Origin of the sequence: Nonomuraea solani, assembly GCF_900108335.1 — a bacterium.
GTDB lineage: Bacteria > Actinomycetota > Actinomycetes > Streptosporangiales > Streptosporangiaceae > Nonomuraea > Nonomuraea solani.
Genome location: NZ_FNVT01000002.1, coordinates 1,136,004 through 1,151,661, shown reverse-complemented (window position 1 = coordinate 1,151,661; position 15,658 = coordinate 1,136,004). Strand labels below are relative to the sequence as shown.

The window sequence follows — 15,658 nt, the reverse complement described above, 5'->3', positions numbered from 1 at the left end:
AGAACAACATTCGGTGATCTACTGCAAGCAGCCTTCGCGACCTTCCGGCGAACTCGTGGGAGGTATGGGAAACTTGCCCACTGTTGTGGCGGTCTACAGGGGTAGGACATGGTTTCGGACAGCAACCGGCTGGTGGCGCAGCGTTATCAGCTCACGCGCGAACTGGGCCGCGGGGGTATGGGCGTGGTCTGGGAGGGCCGCGACACACTGCTGAACCGGCAGGTCGCCATCAAGGAGGTACTGCTCCCGGACGGGCTGTCGCCGGGCGACCAGGAGCGTCAGCTCCTGAGGACCGCCCGCGAGGCCCGCACCGCGGCCAAGCTGAACCATCCTTCGGTCGTCGCGATCTACGACGTGGTCGAGGAGGGCGGCCGGCCGTGGATCGTGATGGAGCTGGTCAGCCATCCGTCGGTCGAGCAGGTCGTGCTCACCACGGGCGCGCTCCCGGTGCGCGAGGCGGCCGCGCTGGGCAGGCAGGTGCTGTCGGCACTGAAGTCCGCGCACGAGGCCGGCATCCTGCACCGCGACGTCAAGCCGAGCAACATCCTGCTGGCCGACGACGGCCGCGCGGTGCTCATGGACTTCGGCATCGCGACCGTCGAGGGTGACTCCTCGCTGACCAGCACGGGCATGGTCACCGGCTCGCCGAGCTTCCTGGCCCCCGAACGGGTCCGCGCCGACGAGGCGGGGCCCGCCTCCGACCTGTGGTCGCTGGGCGCCACCCTCTACGCCTGCATGGTCGGCCGCTCGCCCTTCGAGCGCGGCGACCCCATGGCGACCCTCAACGCGCTGCTCACCGAGGAGCCCGACTACCGCAGGATCCCGCCGGCCATGCATCCGATCCTGCGCGGCCTGCTCCAGAAGGAGCCCCAGGACCGGGTGAGCGCCGAGGAGGCCGACCGGCTGCTCGCGGCCATCGCCACCGCCCGGCCCGCGCACAGCGACCTCGACGACATGCCCGAGCGGCGCAGCCGGCGCAAGAAGCGCCAGGGTCCCGGCCGGGCGATGCTCGCCGTGGTCGCGACGGTGGTGCTGGTCGGCACGGGCGGCGCGGTGGCCTACTTCAGGGGCTCCTCCCCGGCGGAGGGCGCGCCGCGCGCCACCACCATGCCGGCCGCCGTGACCAGCCCGCTCACGCCGACCGCCACGGCCACCCCGGAGCCGAGCGCGACGCCGTCGGCGACCCCGACGCCGACCCCGGAAGTCCAGATCGTACGGATGTGGAAGGCGCGCGACGGCGCCTGGTCGGTGATGCGGCCCACGGGCTGGCGGGGCGCGCTGAAGGAGGCGTACACGGAGTGGACCCGCAGGGACGGCAATGCCCATTTCGGGGTCGAGGCCGTCTACTCCATGACCGACGCGAACCAGATCATGCGTAACTCGGAGGAGACCCTCAAGCAGAGCGCCCAGAACGTCGTCGGCCGCGGCCGCAGGACGGTCACGCACCAGGGCGTCAAGGCCGTGCAGTGGGAGTTCTCCTGGACCGCGGGCCCGGCGAGCGACCAGCCGTGGGTCAAGCCCGGCATGCGCTACCACGAGATACGCCGGGCGCTGGCGATCGGCGACACCGCGTACCTGCTGTCGTGGACGGTCGCCGAGAACCAGTGGCAGCGCAACAGGGCCCTTATGCGGCAGGTGATCAACAGCTTTACTGTGGGGGCATGAGCCCCTGGAACCTGCTCGCCCTGCCCCCGCTCCCCGAAGAGCTCATGCGCCGCCTGCTCGCCCCGCTCGGCGACCAGGTGACGGTCAGGGTCCCCGCCGCCCGTGACCGGGACGCGCTGATGGCCGCGCTGCCCGAGGCCGACATCGTGCTTGGCGACTGGACGGCGACGCTGGCCCTCGACGCCGAGGCGGTCAAGGCGGCGCCGCGGCTGTCGTTCGTGCAGCAGCCATCCGTGGGTGTGGACGGCCACGACCTCGACGCCCTGGCCGCGGCCGGGATACCGCTGGCCAACACGCCCGGCGTCAGCGCCGTCGCGGTCTCTGAGTGGTGCGTGGCCGCCACGTTCTCGCTGTCGCGCAAGCTGGCCGCCGCCGACGCCGCCGTACGCGCGGGCGAATGGCCCCAGCAGGGACTGCAGCCGCACGAACTGCGCGGCCGCCGCGTGGGCGTCGTCGGCTACGGCCCGATCGGCGCCACGTGCGCGGAGATGTTCCGCGCGCTCGGCTGCCAGGTCACCTACTGGACCCGCACGCCGCGCGAGGACCCCGGCTACGAGGAGCTGGCGCCGCTCCTGTCCGGCAGCGACGTCGTGGTCGTCGTGATCGCGCTGTCGGAGGAGACCCGCGGCCTGGTCGATCCCGGCCGGATGAAGCAGGGCGCGCTGCTCGTCAACGCCGCCAGAGGCGGGGTCGTGGACCAGCCCGCGCTCGTCGAGGCCCTGCGCGCGGGCCACCTGGGCGGCGCCGCCCTCGACGTCTTCGACGTGGAGCCCCTGCCCGCCGGCGACCCCCTCCGCGACCTGCCCGGCGTGCTGCTGTCCCCGCACGTCGCCGGCGTCACGCCGGAGGCCACCGGCCGGCTGCTCGCGGCCACCCTGGACAACCTGGCCGCGGCCGTCGAAGGGCGCGAGGTCGACGGCGTGCTGAACGGCGTATCACCGGTGATCACCAGGAAGTTCGCGTAAACGCCTGCAGCGGGGCGGAATCACCTGCAACGATGAACAGTTTTCGTGTCTTTAACGACCCCGGTCTGTTCCGGATAGGCCACGAGAGATACGGTCTTACGGACGATCTCTACCAGCTCAAGGGGGTGCTTTCGTGACGACGACGATGTCGACACACCAACGGGCAGTAGAGCAGATCAGGAAGTCGTACGCCGAGATCCCCGGCGACGCCTCGCCTCGTCTGGCCAAGGCCACCTCCAACCTTTTCCGGTTCCGCGACGGGGGCAGGACGGCCAAGCTGTCGGCCCGGGACCTCGACGAGGTGATCAGCGTCGATCCCGAGACCATGACGGCCGAGGTCCAGGGGATGACGACGTACGAGCACCTGGTGGACGCCACGCTGGCGCACGGGCTCATGCCGTACGTGGTGCCGCAGCTCAAGACGATCACTCTGGGCGGCGCCGTGACCGGGCTCGGCATCGAGTCCACCAGCTTCAGGGACGGGCTCCCGCACGAGTCGGTCGAAGAGCTCGAAATCCTCACCGGCGACGGGCGCGTCATCGTCGCCCGCGACGACAACGAGCACCGCGACCTCTTCCGCGCCTTCCCCAACTCCTACGGCACGCTCGGCTACGCGCTGCGGATCAGGATCAAACTCCGCAAGGTCCAGCCGTACGTGCACCTCACCCACGTCAAGTTCACCGACGCGGGCAAGTGCATGCTGGCCATGCAGGAGATCTGCGACAGCATGGTGCACGACGGCGAGGCCGTCGACTTCGTGGACGGCGTCTTCTTCGGCCCCGGCGAGATGTACCTCACGGTGGGCCGCTTCGCCGACCGCGCCCCCTACCTGTCCGACTACACGGGCATGCGGATCTACTACCAGTCGATCCAGCAGCGCACCCGCGACTGGCTGACCGTGCGCGACTACCTGTGGCGCTGGGACACCGACTGGTTCTGGTGCTCGCGCGCCTTCGGCGTCCAGCAGCCCATGGTCCGCTCACTCATGCCGCGCCGCTGGATGCGCTCCGACGTCTACCGCCGCCTGGTGGCCCTCGACCGCAAATACCGCCTGACCGACCGCATCGACCGCTGGCGCGACCAGCCCGTGCACGAATCGGTCATCCAGGACGTCGAGACGCCGGTCGAGCGGGGCGCCGAATTCCTGGAGTTCTTCCACGCCCAGGTGGGCATGACACCGGTGTGGATGTGCCCCCTGCGGGCCTCCTCGCGCTGGCCGATCTACCCGCTGGAGCCTGGCAGGCTCTACGTCAACTTCGGATTCTGGGGAATGGTCCCGCTGCCACGGGGGCAGTTCGACGGTTACTACAACCGGCTGATCGAGCACTCGGTGCACGAGCTCGACGGCCACAAGTCGCTCTACTCGACCTCCTTCTACGCCCGTGAGCAGTTCTGGCAGCTCTACAACGGCGACGCCTATTGGCCGGTCAAGCGGGAATACGACCCGAATGGTCGCCTGCTGGACCTGTACGAAAAGTGTGTACGGGGAAGGTGAGCAGATGGCTCTGGCAACCATCTTTGAAAAGATCGTCGGCTCGGACGCGAACATCGCGTTCATGGCGTACGACGGCAGCAAGGCCGGGCCGGACGGGGCCGACCTGGCGCTAGAGGTGAAGTCCCCCATCGCGGTGGCCTACATGGCCCAGGCTCCGGGTGAGCTGGGTTTGGCCAGGGCGTACATCGCCGGGCACATCGACGTGCACGGTGACCTGTACGCCCTGCTCGACCGCATGTGGAACATCACCACCAACGACCTGACCGCCTCCGAGAAACTGTCCGCAGTGCGTTCCCTGGGCGTCAAGCCGCTGCTCATGCGCGTGCCGCCGCCACCGCAGGAGATGCGCAGGAGCGCCCTGGCCAAACTGGGCTCCCGCCACGCCAAACAGCGTGACGCCGAGGCCATCCACCATCACTACGACGTCTCCAACCGCTTCTACGAGTGGGTGCTCGGGCCGTCCATGGCCTACACCTGCGCCTGCTTCCCGGAAGAGGACGCGACGCTCGAAGCGGCCCAATACGCCAAGTTCGACCTGGTGGCCCGCAAGCTCGACCTCAAGCCCGGGATGCGCCTGCTCGACGTGGGCTGCGGCTGGGGCGGCATGGTCATGCACGCCGCCAAGCACTACGGCGTCAAGGCCCTCGGCGTGACGCTCAGCCGGCAGCAGGCGGAATGGGCCCAGAAGGCCATCGCCGAGGCGGGCCTGCAGGAGCTCGCGGAGGTCCGCTTCATGGACTACCGCGACGTCCAGGAGACCGGCTTCGACGCCGTCAGCTCGATCGGCCTGACCGAGCACATCGGCAAGGCGAACGTGCCGTCGTACTTCGAGTTCCTGTACGGCAAGCTCAAGCCCGGCGGCCGCATCCTCAACCACTGCATCACCCGGCCGACCGGCAAGGAGAAGACGTTCAACAAGGGCGGCTTCATCGACCGGTACGTCTTTCCCGACGGCGAACTGGAGTCGGTGGGCTGGCTGATCCGGCAGATGGAGGACCTCGGCTTCGAGATCCGCCACGAGGAGAACCTGCGCGAGCACTACGCGAAGACCCTGCGGTTCTGGTGCGACAACCTGAGCCTGAACTGGGACGACGCGGTGCAGGAGGTCGGCATGGGGACGGCTCGCGTGTGGGCCCTGTACATGGCGGGCTGCATCGTGGGCTTCGAACGCAACAAGGTCCAGCTCCACCAGGTCCTCGGCGTCAAACTCGACCAAGACGGCCGCTCCGGAGTCCCCCTGCGCCCCGCTCTCAACTGGCCCTGAACAAGGCCTTCGCGCCTTTGGTTCAGGCCCTGCCTCCCAGGGGCTGCGCCCCTTCGACCCCCTAAAGGCGCGGTCCTCGCTTGCGCTCGGGCGTCCTGGCCCAGAGGTTCGTGGCTTCACCCCGAACCTCTGGGCGAGAGGGCTTTCCCGGTCGTGGGCCACCTTCGTCGCGTCCTTCTTTGTCGGCGAGCGGGAGCAGGGTCACGATGTGCTCGGTACGTTCGCAAATAGTCGGCTGCGGCGAGCCTGGCTCTTGTCCGCAGGGCCGGGCGGATTGAGCGTTACCCACGGCAGGCAGACCCACTGCACGACGATCACGATGCCGCCCGGTGGGCCTCTTGCTCGTGCTGTTCCGCGAGGTCGAGCCACGCGGCGGCGGCGTACCCGTAAGGGCCTCGGGCGGTCTCCTCGAACCTGGCGAAGTCGACACGGCGCAGGACGTAGTACTGGGCTCCCTCGGAGCACAGGATGTACGCCTCGCAGCAGGAGGCTTCCTTGACGTATCGCAGCCTTTGCGGGGTGTGCGGTTCCCAGATGTACACGGTGATCACTTCCGGTGGCGCGTCGTGTGCGGGGTCGCGCCTTCCTGCCCTGGGCGGCTATGCCGGGCGCCCGGCTTGGATCCCCTCAACCCGCCCAAGACGGACCGATGACGGGCTGGGGAGCTTCGCGGCTAGCCGGCGCGGGCCCGCCAGCAGTTGAACAGGTAGGTCTGCCAGGCGAGCACGGCCGCGAGGGCGATGGGGTCCGCCTCTTCGACCTCCTGCGTGATGCCGGTTGCCGCCATGGCAGGGGTGACCTCGTGGCGGAGGCGGGCCGCCCACCACATCCGTCCCGTCGCGTCGCATCCGCGCTCGATGTGCCACAGCGGGTAGGTGCCGCACAACACGGAGAGCTGAAGGAGCGTCCAGTCCTCGGCATCTCCCGATAGCGACACTACTCGAAGCAGGTCTCGATTCGCCGCGTCGAGTAGCTCATTGAGTTCGGCATCCGTCAGGGACATATCAATCGCCGTGAGCAAGGGACATTTCGGGTCTCCGTTCAAAAGTGAACCGTCAATGGCGGTGGTGTTCAATGCGTGATTCCGGAGGACGTTCACGTCGTTCAGCAGTAGCGTGGCCAGCAGACGCGGCCGGGTCCAGATAAAAGACGTTCACTCTCTTGAAGCGTCTTTCACTGGGCTCGGTGGAAAAGAGTGGAAAGATGTTGGGCGCGCTGGAGGCGGCATGGACGGCGAGACGTTCGGGCAGGTCCTGCGCCGCCTGCGCGGCAAGCGCACTCTCCAGGCGGTGGCCAACGCGGCGGACATTTCAATCAGCTACGTCCATAAGCTTGAAAACGGCCATGGAACGCCAACCCTTACAGTGGTCGAGGCGCTGGACGCGGCCACCCATGCGGGCGGTGAGCTAATTGAGGCATATGAGAGAAATGAGACGCCCACCGCTCCCATTGCGGAGTTTCGCCCCTCTACCGCCACAATGAGTCCCGTGCGTACTCTGAAAATAGACGACGCATATGGGGAGGACACCACGGAACGCCGCCGACTACTGCAGATGGCCGCCGGACTAGGAGCCGTCGGACCAACCGAGGCCCTCCGACAGCTCATCGACCTCAGCATCCCCGGCTCACGGCCGATCGAGGACTGGGAGCTGGCGTGCGCCGACCACCTGCACGCCATCCGGCATCGACCACCGGCCCAGGTACAAGCGGACGTCCGCATCGACCTCACCGCCGTCCTGCACCAGTTGCGACAGGCCACCGCGCAGCTCGGCGCTGACCATGCGCAAACGCGGGGGCTGTACCGCGCCCTGTCGGCCTTGAGCACGTTGCACGCCAACGTCCTCACCCGGCTCGGCGACCACGGGGCCGCGATCCGCTGGTGGCGCACCGCCCGCCACGCGGCCGACGCGTCCGGCGACCTGCATCTCCAACTCGGTGTCCGAAGCACCGAGGCCGGTCACGGAATCTCCGGAAGCCAGCGCGATCCGATGACGGTGCTGAGGATGCTCGACGCCGCCCAGCCGATCATGGCCCGGGCTCCAAGCTCGTACGGCGCCGCTCTGATCGATTACACCCGGGCAAAGGCGCTGTCCATGGTCGGACGCCACGATGAAGCGTGCGACACCCTGGAGCGGATCAGCGAACGGTTGGCCACTGAGCAACTCCCGGTCGGCATCATGGCCGACTACTGGCGCGCGGGCCAGCTCCCGTTCGCCCGGGTGTGGGTGTACAGCGCGGCCGGCGACGAGAGCCGCGCTGTTGACGCGCGGGAACAGGTCATCGCATCGAACCCGGACCGCCAATACCCGGTCATCGCGCGCCTGCTCACATCGCAGTGCACGGTGGTGAACGGTGGCATCGACGAAGGGCTACGAGAGGCGGCCGACATTCTGGACGAGCTGCCGGCCATGCATCGGACGACATTGGTGATGCGGGCCGGGCGGATGGTGCTGAGCGCCGTGCCGGTGGAGCAGCGGGGGCGGGCGGCGGTGGGTGATCTTCGGTCGATGCTCGCCATCGAGGCGTGACGCGGCGCCGGTGGGACCCGGCGGCATAGGGCGTCCCACGCGCTCTTGGAGCGCTGCGGCACACCCTGCCGCAGGCCGATCGAGACGACGGCCGCCCGCGGAACCCCTGCTCAGGACTATGAGATTGAGGTGACGTCGGTAAGGGCCTGGAACAGGCGGGTCGGGTCTTCCGCGATGCGGTTGCAGACGTACAGCCACCATTCATCGCCGAAGACCACGTACTCGCGGACGCGGTGGCCGCGTTCCTGCATTCTGGCCAGCAGGTCGGTGCCCAGACCGAGCAGCATCTCGTACTCGTGCCGCCCCGAACCCCCGCGCTCGTGCAGCTCGTCCAGGAGGTCGGCGTCGTGGGTGGCGATGGAGCAGGGGTGGCCGCTGCCGAGGAGCTTGGCGGCGTGGTCGAGGTAGGCGGTCCGCAGTTCCCGGCTGCCGCGCGGGTGGGCGATGGACTCGGGTTCGAGGTAGGAGCCTTTGGCCAGGCGGATGCGTCCGGGGCGGTCGAGCAGGCGGGGCAGGTCGTCGGCGGTCCTGCGCAGCCGCGCCTGAATGGTGACGCCGACGTGGTCGAAGCGTTCGCAGAGGCGCTCGTGGGTCCACAGGATGAGGTCGGTACGGTCCGAGCCCTCCATCGAGATCATCATCTCCTGTCCCGCGCCGGCGGTGGCCTCGGCCAGCCGGGTGGCGTTCGCCAGGCCGAGATCGCGATCCACCACCGAGCCGATGTGGGACAGGTCCAGGGAGACGGAGCAGTCCAGCCCGCGCTCGGCCATCTCCCGGGACAGGTTCACGAAGATCTGCGTCTCGGCCGTGGCGCGTTCGGCGTCGCGGCAGCTCTCGCCCATGTAGTCGATGGAGGCGGCCTGCCCCCGGGCGTTGATGAGGGCGGCGCGGTCGAGTGCCTCGGAGAGGGTGCGTCCGCCGACGTACCGCTGGGCGGCCCGCCAGGCGAGCTCGCGCAGCGCGGGGTCGGAGGCGATCCGGTCCTTGAGGTCTTCGTCCAGGGCCAGGGCTCGCAGGGTTTGGGCAGCCTGCTCCATCACCGTCATGGTGGTCCTTTCGGTCGGGCAGGCGGACTCTATCATCAATATAGATTTTTTTAGAAGCCGCTAGAAGGGCCGCATCTGGTCGATGACCCTGGTCGCGATCTCCATGATCGCCTCTACCTTGGGGATGTCGGCACGGACCTCCTCCGCGCTGAATCCGGGAGAACCCGGTCGCGGGTATTCGGCCTCGTTCCGGCGGCGTCGCATCCGGTCGAAGGGGCGCAGGCTCTTTCCCAGCGGTGGGTCGAGCTGCGCGACGACCGCCTCGTAGACCGCGATGTGGCCGCCTCGGCTGCTCGCCCTGAGGCCCTGGTTCTCCAGGATCGCGCCGAGTGACTTGCGTGCCGCGTCGTACAGCAACTGATAGGCGCCGATCGGATCCGACTCCATCGCCAGCCGGGCCGTCGCCACATGTCTTCCCGCCTGGTCGAGCAGGGCTTCGGCTTGGGGGCGACTGGCGGCGACCTTTTCGAGTTCGCCGCGTCCCAGCATGCCTTCGAGCGTCGCGCGCCCCTGTTCCCACCTCATTGGCCCTCGCCCATCTGAAGCCGTACCAGCGGTCGTGTCTTCACCGTTTCCAGGAAGGGGTCGCCTTCCGGGGACGCCCACGCCTCACGACTCAGCCGCCGGATGTTCACTTCCCTTCCGAGTACTCCCTCGGCGGCCCTGGCGGCGTCGTAAAGATCATCTTCGTCCGCCGAACCCACGACGAGAACGTCCACGTCGTTCGGCACGCGGCCCGGTTCGCCCGAGTATCGGGCGGCCCAAGAGCCATAGATGAAAGCCTCCTCGACGCCCGGGACCTCGGCCAGTCGCTCACCCAGCACCGCGATCGGGCCATAGGTCAACGCGAGCAGCTCGGTCAGGGGCCGGGCCACGGGGACGTCCGTGTCGGCACGGATCATGCGCATGTTGCCGGCCCTCCGCGTGGCGAGCAGCCCCGCGGCGGACAGGCGGTCGACCTCACGGGTCACGGACGCCGGCGACACCTCGAATCGCCTGGCCAGGTCCACCTGCGCGTATTCCTCTTCGGGATGCAGGAACAACCAGGCCAGCAGCTCACCCTGGAAAGGGGAGCGCAAGAGCGGAAGCAAGACGGAGGGCGGCTGTTTCATAAACTGAAACATAGCTTGCAGTTTATGCAACTTCCAGGCCCGGGGAGCCGGAACGTCACGTGCCGGCCTGAGTGGCCGCCCCCCGCCGCGCGTCAGTTCAGGTCGCCGACCCCGAGGGGGACTCGATCGCTTTCCCCCGCGCACCGCTGTCTGTCCTTGGTGTGCCGCCCCCGGCTCGGGTGATGCTCTTCCCCGTTGGAGTCCTCTTTGGGCTCCTGTGGCTGCTCTTTGGGATTGTGGCGCTTCGCGTGCCTGCCCACGTGCTCTCCTTTGCCTCTCCCAACTGCTTATCGTGACCGTATGGCTACCGACCGCATGCGGGCAAGCGTGAGAATGGCGAAGATGAATCCGTTTCCAAAGCGCAACCTTCCGTGTACGGAAAGTACCGGCCCGCTGGTCCCGGATGTCCAGCGGGCCGGTAGCCGGGAAGTCAGGCCACCGTGCAGGCGGTGCCGTTCAGCGTGAAGGCGGCCGGTTCGGCGGTGTTGCCGTTGTGGGTGGCCTGGAAGCCGAACGAGGCGGACGCGCCCGGCGCGATGGTGCCGTTGTAGCTCGCGTTCTTGGCCGTGACCTGGCCGCTGGCCGGCGTGACCGTCGCGTTCCAGGCCGAGGTGATCGCCTGGCCGGCGGGCAGGGTGAAGGCCAGGCTCCAGGAGGTGAGCTGGGTCGTGCCGGTGTTGGCGACCGTGACGGCGGTGGTGAAGCCCGTGTTCCAGGGCTGCATGGTGTACGTGATCCGGCACGCGCCCGTGCCCGGCGTGGGCGTGATGGTGGGCGTGATGGTGGGCGTGGGAGTGGTGGTGGGGCCGACGCCGCCGGACAGGCCGAAGAAGTCGATGACCCGGGCCGCCATCCCGCCCTGTGGCAGGCTGTGGCCGACACCCTGCAGGCTGATCGCCTCGACGGCCGCCATGGTGCCGGTGCCGCCGTAGCGGGTCCTGGTCCAGCCGGACTGGGGCTGGTCGGTGAGGCTGGGGGTCTGGCTCAGGCCGTGGACGTTGGTCCACTGCTTGATCTGTTCCTGGAAGTTCGGATAGCGCAGCGTGCTGTCCTCGGTGCCGTGCCAGATCTGCATGCGCGGCCGCGGCCCGCTGTAGCCCGGGTACGCCCCGCGTACGAGGTCGCCCCACTGCTGCGGCGTCTTGGTGACCTGGCCGTTGGCGCAGGCGCTGTTCCAGCTCGATCCGTCCGTGGTGGCGAAGCAGGCGAACGGCACGCCCATGAACGAGGCGCCCGCCTTGAACACGTCGGGATAGTCGCCCAGCAGGACGTTGGTCATCATGCCGCCGGAGGAGGCGCCGGTCACGTACGTGCGGTCGGGGTCGCCGCCGTGGCGCTGCTGGACGTACCTGACCATGGAGACGATGCCCACCGGGTCACTGCCGCCGTCGTGCCGGAGCGCCTGCGGGGAGGAGACGTCATAGCAGGAGCCGCTGCGGGTGGCGGAGGGGTAGATGACGATGAACTTGTACCGGTCGGCGAGCGAGGCGAATTCGGTGCCCGAGTAGAACGCCGGGCCGGAGCCGGTGCAGTAGTGCACGGCCACCAGGACCGCGGGGCGGGCGGGGACGCCGTCGGGGACGTACAGGTGCATGCGCAGGTTGCTGGGGTTCGTACCGAAGCCGGTCACCTCCGTCAACTGCGCCGACGAGGCCGGGGGCGCGGTGATCAGACCGGCGACGACGAGGGCCGCCGCGGCCGCGACGGCGCCTGCTATTCGAGCTCTCAGCTTCATCGAGTTCCTCCCGCTGCTGCTGCCGAAACGTTGCGAGTCTGTACAGAAAATTTCGGCATGACAACAGGCGGGGCATCGGGGCTGGGACGGCGAAGCGGTGAGCAGCCAAGAGGTGATGTTGGTAGATGAAAGTTTCCGAGGGTCAGGACAGCTCGGCGAGTGTGCCGGTGAGCCCTTTCCAGGACTGCTCGGCGTCCGGTGTGCGGCCGTGGGGTGAGCGGAACCACTGGATGAACTCCGCCACGTCGTCGAGCGCCCACCGCAGCCGGTAGAGCGCCAGTGCGTCCGGGTCCGGGACGCGGCCGGTGGTCTCCGCGTAGCGGGCCAGGTCGTCGTCGGACCCGGCCACCAGCCACAGGTCCCGCTCCGGTACGGCCATCCCGACCGTGTCCCAGTCGACCAGCAGCCGCCGTTCGCCGTCCCGCAGCAGGTTGCCGGGGTGCGGCTCTCCGTGGGTCACCACCGGCTCGCCGGGCTTGAGGGCCAGGCGGTCGAAGTCGGCCAGCCTGTGCCGAAGCATCGGGGCGTGACGGGCGATCAGCTCCTGGGCGGGTTCGGAGTACGGGCCGCCGAGCCAGGGGAGGGAGGAGCCCTGGAGGGACTGTTCGAGCGCCGCCCGGCCCGACAACTCCACCGGCCGGTCAGGGGTGGAGAGCGGGGGCGGGGTGGCGTGCAGGCCGGCCAGGAGGTCGATGATCAGCTCGCGCTCGGCGGCGGAGCGCTCGTCGCCGAACGCGCCGGGGACGCCGTCGGCGAACGGGAACACGCTCATGGCGTACCGGTGGCGGTCGAGGCGGCGCAGCGTGGTGCCGTCGGTGGCGCGCAGCGGGGCGACGACGAACTCCAGGCCCGCCTCCTCGCGCAGGGCCGCCGCCGTGTCCATGGCCAGCCGCAGCCCCTCGTACGTGTGCCGCCGCACGTCCGCCACGGTGACGAACCAGCGCCGCCCGCCCCGGCCGCCCGCGATCCAGTGAAAGTCGCCGAACCCCACCGGCGCGTAGTCCAGGGTGGCGGCCTCGATGCCCCACTCGCTCAGCGCGGGCCGCAGCAGCCCCTCGTCGAAGTCGTCCGGTCGATCCTGCATGCCGGTCACGCTATCGGCCCACGCCGGGCACTTTCATCCAGAATATGACCGATGGCCGCGACAACGTCCGTCACGACGTGGTCGGCGGCCCACCGCTTGAAGGCGGCCAGCCGGTCGATCAGCGTGTTGTCCAGGTCGAAGAGGGCGAGCATCAGGCGTTGCGCGCCGAGATGAGCTCGTCCGTGGCGTCGCGGTAGGCGGTGGAGGCGCGCTCGAAGTAGCCGTGCAGGGTGGCGAGTTCGGCCTGCGAGCAGCCCGCGAACACCTCGGCCAGCCGCCGCCGGGTGCCCTTCAGCACCTCGTCCAGCCCTTCGGGGGTGCCGGCCGATTCGACCATGACCTTGCGCCGGTCCGCCGGGTCGGGCGATCGCCGTACATATCCGGCCTGTTCCAGGCGGTCGATGAGCCGCGTCGTGGCGCCGGTGGTCAGCCCCGTCTGCGTGGCCAGCTCGCCGGAGGTGAGCGGCCCGGTGAGGTCGAGCAGGTTGAGCGCGTAGTAGTCGGTCGCGTTGAGCCCGGCGGCCTCGGCGGCGGCCAGGCTGTTGAGGACCATCGCGCTCATGTAGCGCCGGAACGCCCGGCTCAGGTCGGTCGACGAGGTTGACGGGTCCAAGTCCTCTTCCTTAATCTAATATCTGCATGAGAGCAGATGAACGCGCAGTGCAGATACTGCACGCTATCAGAGGAGTAATGTCATGGACCAGGGCATCCGCGACCTGTTCGCCGACCTCGAAGCCGCCTGGAACCGGGGCGACGGCGACGCCTACGGCGCGTGCTTCACCGAGGACGCGACCTACACCACCTTCGTCGGCACCGTCTACCGCGACCGCGCCGACCTCGCCGCCGGCCACCGGGCGCTGTTCGGCAGCGTGCTGAAGGGCACCAGGATGTTCAACGAGATCACCGAGATCCACTTCCACGGCCCCGGCACGGCCGTGGTCATCGGAAGGGGAGACGTGGCCAGAAAGCGGCCGGCCAGGCTCGGCAAGGTGCAGACCTACACCCTCGTCCGCCAGGCCGACGGCCGCTGGCTCATCGCCTCCTTCCACAACACCCGGCGCCGGCCGCTGATGGAGGCCGTGTCGTTCAGGTTCGTCCCGGCGAGCGCGCCCCGCCGCTGAGGCTCGCTACCGCAGCTCGCGCTTGAGGATCTTGCCCGTGGCCGTCATCGGCAGGGCGTCGCGGAACTCGACGACCCGGGGGTACTTGTAGGCCGCCATGTTCTCCTTGGCCCAGGCGATCAGGTCGTCCTCGGTGAGCGTGGCCCCGGGGGTGCGGATGACGTACGCCTTGATCTCCTCGCCGTGCGACTCGTGCGAGACCCCGACGACCGCGGCCAGCGACACGGCCTCGTGGGTCATCAGGACCTCTTCGACCTCGCGCGGATAGACGTTGAACCCGCCCCGGATGATCATGTCCTTGGCCCGGTCGATGATCGAGTAGTAGCCGTCGGCGTCGCGCGTGGCGATGTCGCCCGTACGGAACCAGCCGTCGTTCATGACCTCCGCCGTCGCCTCCGCGCGGCCGTAGTAGCCCTTCATGACGTTGTGGCCGCGGATGGCGATCTCGCCGGGGCCCTCGCCCTCGACGGTCTTCCAGTCGCCGTCGACCAGCTTCATCTCCACGCCCCAGATCGGGGTGCCGATCGTGCCGGGCTTGGCGGGCCGGCCGGGCTGGTTGAAGCTGGCCACCGGGGAGGTCTCCGAGAGCCCGTACCCCTCCAGGATGCCGATGCCGAAGGTCTGCTCGAAGTCCTTGAGCACCTCCACCGGCGAGGACGCGCCGCCCGCCACGGACACGCGCAGCGAGCGCGGCACCTCGGCGCCCTCCGCGTGGATCTTCGTCAGCATGGCCCAGTACATCGTGGGCACCCCGGCGAAGAACGTCACGTTCTCCTTGGCCATGAGCGCGAGCGCGTCACCCGGGTCGAAGCGCGGCATCAGCACCACCGTCGCGCCGCGCAGGAAGCCGGTGTTCATGACGACGCTCTGGCCGAAGGAGTGGAACAGCGGCAGCACCGCCAGGTAGGTGTCGGCCGCGTCCTCGGCCGAGGGGAACATCTTGTCGCTGACCATGGCGTTCATCAGCATGTTCTGGTGGCTGAGCTCGGCGCCCTTGGGCTGGCCCGTGGTGCCCGAGGTGTAGAGGATCACCGCGGTGTCGTCGGGCGCCGTCTGTACGGTCTCGAACGTGCCGGCCATCCCGCCGAGCGCGGCCCAGATCGACTCGCCGTACTCCGACTCGGTCGCCAGCGGGGTCGCGGGCAGCACGAAGAAGTGGTCGCAGCCCTCGGCGGCCTCGAAGCCCGCCTTGCCGCGCTCGCCCAGCGGCAGCTCGGGCGTGCCCTCGAAGCAGAACAGCGCCTTGGCGTCACTGTCGTCGAGGTGATAGGCGATCTCGCGCGACTGCAGCAGCACGTTGAGCGGCACCACCGTCGCGCCGGCCTTCAGGATGCCGTAGTAGACGAACGGGAAGTACGGCAGGTTCGGGCACGCCAGCGCGACCTTGTCACCCTTGCCGACACCCCGCGCCACCAGCAGGTTCGCCACCTGGTTGGCCACAGTGTCGATCATTGAGTAGGGCAGCCGCATGTCGCCGAAGACGATGGCGGTGCCGTCGGGGGTGTTCCTGGCGCTGTCCTCCAGGACGACCGACAGATTGAGCATGACGCCTTCCTCCCTCTAGAACGGCTTCGGCGCCATCCTCGCAGCCCGGCCATACCGCTTGGTAGGTAACGCAGGTCACAAGTGAATATGGACGCGGT

The 15,658-nt window shown here is 68.8% G+C and carries 16 protein-coding genes; 6 read left to right on the top strand and 10 right to left on the bottom strand.

Annotated features, from left to right (window positions below; all coding sequences use genetic code 11):
• Positions 1–108 precede the first annotated feature (108 nt).
• From C4V41_RS10945 to C4V41_RS10930, 4 genes are all read left to right on the top strand, one after another.
• Complete coding sequence (locus C4V41_RS10945) at positions 109–1,665, top strand: serine/threonine-protein kinase (RefSeq protein WP_103955621.1); 1,557 nt, start codon at positions 109–111, stop codon at positions 1,663–1,665.
• Positions 1,662–2,630 carry an NAD(P)-dependent oxidoreductase gene (locus C4V41_RS10940; protein WP_103955620.1) on the top strand — a complete coding sequence of 323 codons (969 nt, stop codon included), beginning with the start codon at positions 1,662–1,664 and terminating at the stop codon, positions 2,628–2,630. Before C4V41_RS10945 ends, C4V41_RS10940 begins: the two co-directional genes overlap by 4 nt.
• 145 nt (positions 2,631–2,775) lie before the next feature.
• Complete coding sequence (locus C4V41_RS10935; protein ID WP_103955749.1) at positions 2,776–4,125, top strand: FAD-binding oxidoreductase; 1,350 nt, start codon at positions 2,776–2,778, stop codon at positions 4,123–4,125.
• 4 nt (positions 4,126–4,129) lie between these two features.
• Complete coding sequence (locus C4V41_RS10930) at positions 4,130–5,389, top strand: class I SAM-dependent methyltransferase (RefSeq protein ID WP_103955748.1); 1,260 nt, start codon at positions 4,130–4,132, stop codon at positions 5,387–5,389.
• A 314-nt stretch (positions 5,390–5,703) separates the two neighbouring features.
• Here C4V41_RS10930 and C4V41_RS10925 read toward each other — a convergent pair whose 3' ends face one another.
• Entirely contained in the window at positions 5,704–5,931 is a 228-nt protein-coding gene (locus C4V41_RS10925) for a hypothetical protein (protein ID WP_146103618.1), read from the bottom strand.
• A gap of 131 nt (positions 5,932–6,062) precedes the next feature.
• Positions 6,063–6,392 carry a hypothetical protein gene (locus tag C4V41_RS10920; protein ID WP_146103617.1) on the bottom strand — a complete coding sequence of 110 codons (330 nt, stop codon included), beginning with the start codon at positions 6,390–6,392 and terminating at the stop codon, positions 6,063–6,065.
• 223 nt (positions 6,393–6,615) lie between these two features.
• Here C4V41_RS10920 and C4V41_RS10915 point away from each other — a divergent pair, with 223 nt between their 5' ends.
• Positions 6,616–7,917: a helix-turn-helix domain-containing protein gene (locus C4V41_RS10915; RefSeq protein WP_103955617.1), complete on the top strand. Its 1,302-nt coding sequence runs from the start codon at positions 6,616–6,618 to the stop codon at positions 7,915–7,917.
• A 116-nt stretch (positions 7,918–8,033) separates the two neighbouring features.
• Here the strand turns inward: C4V41_RS10915 and C4V41_RS10910 are convergent, their stop codons facing one another.
• The 7 genes from C4V41_RS10910 to C4V41_RS10885 all read right to left on the bottom strand — a co-directional run bounded on the left by C4V41_RS10910 (position 8,034) and on the right by C4V41_RS10885 (position 13,507).
• On the bottom strand, positions 8,034–8,963 hold the full coding sequence (locus C4V41_RS10910; RefSeq protein WP_200823870.1) for a proline dehydrogenase family protein: 930 nt from the start codon (positions 8,961–8,963) through the stop codon (positions 8,034–8,036).
• Between the two features lie 60 nt (positions 8,964–9,023).
• The gene (locus C4V41_RS10905) at positions 9,024–9,452 is read right to left on the bottom strand and encodes a HEPN domain-containing protein (protein WP_200823869.1); all 429 of its coding nucleotides are present in this window, start codon (positions 9,450–9,452) and stop codon (positions 9,024–9,026) included.
• A 32-nt stretch (positions 9,453–9,484) separates the two neighbouring features.
• Positions 9,485–10,042 carry a MarR family transcriptional regulator gene (locus tag C4V41_RS10900; RefSeq protein ID WP_200823868.1) on the bottom strand — a complete coding sequence of 186 codons (558 nt, stop codon included), beginning with the start codon at positions 10,040–10,042 and terminating at the stop codon, positions 9,485–9,487.
• Between the two features lie 463 nt (positions 10,043–10,505).
• Positions 10,506–11,810, bottom strand: a complete 1,305-nt coding sequence (locus C4V41_RS10895) for an extracellular catalytic domain type 1 short-chain-length polyhydroxyalkanoate depolymerase (protein ID WP_103955613.1) — start codon at positions 11,808–11,810, stop codon at positions 10,506–10,508.
• 142 nt (positions 11,811–11,952) lie between these two features.
• Complete coding sequence (locus tag C4V41_RS10890) at positions 11,953–12,894, bottom strand: phosphotransferase (RefSeq protein ID WP_200823867.1); 942 nt, start codon at positions 12,892–12,894, stop codon at positions 11,953–11,955.
• A 5-nt stretch (positions 12,895–12,899) separates the two neighbouring features.
• Positions 12,900–13,046, bottom strand: a complete 147-nt coding sequence (locus tag C4V41_RS61770; protein ID WP_160150240.1) for a hypothetical protein — start codon at positions 13,044–13,046, stop codon at positions 12,900–12,902.
• Complete coding sequence (locus tag C4V41_RS10885; protein ID WP_235030030.1) at positions 13,046–13,507, bottom strand: MarR family winged helix-turn-helix transcriptional regulator; 462 nt, start codon at positions 13,505–13,507, stop codon at positions 13,046–13,048. Before C4V41_RS10885 ends, C4V41_RS61770 begins: the two co-directional genes overlap by 1 nt.
• A gap of 82 nt (positions 13,508–13,589) precedes the next feature.
• On the opposite strand from C4V41_RS10885, the gene C4V41_RS10880 reads away from it, so the two are divergent.
• Positions 13,590–14,015 carry an SgcJ/EcaC family oxidoreductase gene (locus tag C4V41_RS10880; protein WP_103955612.1) on the top strand — a complete coding sequence of 142 codons (426 nt, stop codon included), beginning with the start codon at positions 13,590–13,592 and terminating at the stop codon, positions 14,013–14,015.
• Positions 14,016–14,021: 6 nt separating this feature from the next.
• Here C4V41_RS10880 and C4V41_RS10875 read toward each other — a convergent pair whose 3' ends face one another.
• Positions 14,022–15,560: a long-chain-fatty-acid--CoA ligase gene (locus tag C4V41_RS10875; RefSeq protein WP_103955611.1), complete on the bottom strand. Its 1,539-nt coding sequence runs from the start codon at positions 15,558–15,560 to the stop codon at positions 14,022–14,024.
• Between the last annotated feature and the right edge of the window lie 98 nt (positions 15,561–15,658).

Excerpts from the sequence above, each read along its gene's own strand:
- C4V41_RS10910 (WP_200823870.1), bottom strand. The coding sequence starts at position 8,963 with ATGACGGTGATGGAGCAGGCTGCCCAAACCCTGCGAGCCCTGGCCCTG.
- C4V41_RS10905 (WP_200823869.1), bottom strand. The coding sequence starts at position 9,452 with ATGCTGGGACGCGGCGAACTCGAAAAGGTCGCCGCCAGTCGCCCCCAA.
- C4V41_RS10880 (WP_103955612.1), top strand. The coding sequence starts at position 13,590 with ATGGACCAGGGCATCCGCGACCTGTTCGCCGACCTCGAAGCCGCCTGG.
- C4V41_RS10920 (WP_146103617.1), bottom strand. The coding sequence starts at position 6,392 with ATGTCCCTGACGGATGCCGAACTCAATGAGCTACTCGACGCGGCGAAT.
- C4V41_RS10930 (WP_103955748.1), top strand. The coding sequence starts at position 4,130 with ATGGCTCTGGCAACCATCTTTGAAAAGATCGTCGGCTCGGACGCGAAC.
- C4V41_RS10875 (WP_103955611.1), bottom strand. The coding sequence starts at position 15,560 with ATGCTCAATCTGTCGGTCGTCCTGGAGGACAGCGCCAGGAACACCCCC.
- C4V41_RS10945 (WP_103955621.1), top strand. The coding sequence starts at position 109 with ATGGTTTCGGACAGCAACCGGCTGGTGGCGCAGCGTTATCAGCTCACG.
- C4V41_RS61770 (WP_160150240.1), bottom strand. The coding sequence starts at position 13,046 with ATGCTCGCCCTCTTCGACCTGGACAACACGCTGATCGACCGGCTGGCC.
- C4V41_RS10915 (WP_103955617.1), top strand. The coding sequence starts at position 6,616 with ATGGACGGCGAGACGTTCGGGCAGGTCCTGCGCCGCCTGCGCGGCAAG.
- C4V41_RS10935 (WP_103955749.1), top strand. The coding sequence starts at position 2,776 with ATGTCGACACACCAACGGGCAGTAGAGCAGATCAGGAAGTCGTACGCC.
- C4V41_RS10890 (WP_200823867.1), bottom strand. The coding sequence starts at position 12,894 with ATGCAGGATCGACCGGACGACTTCGACGAGGGGCTGCTGCGGCCCGCG.
- C4V41_RS10895 (WP_103955613.1), bottom strand. The coding sequence starts at position 11,810 with ATGAAGCTGAGAGCTCGAATAGCAGGCGCCGTCGCGGCCGCGGCGGCC.
- C4V41_RS10940 (WP_103955620.1), top strand. The coding sequence starts at position 1,662 with ATGAGCCCCTGGAACCTGCTCGCCCTGCCCCCGCTCCCCGAAGAGCTC.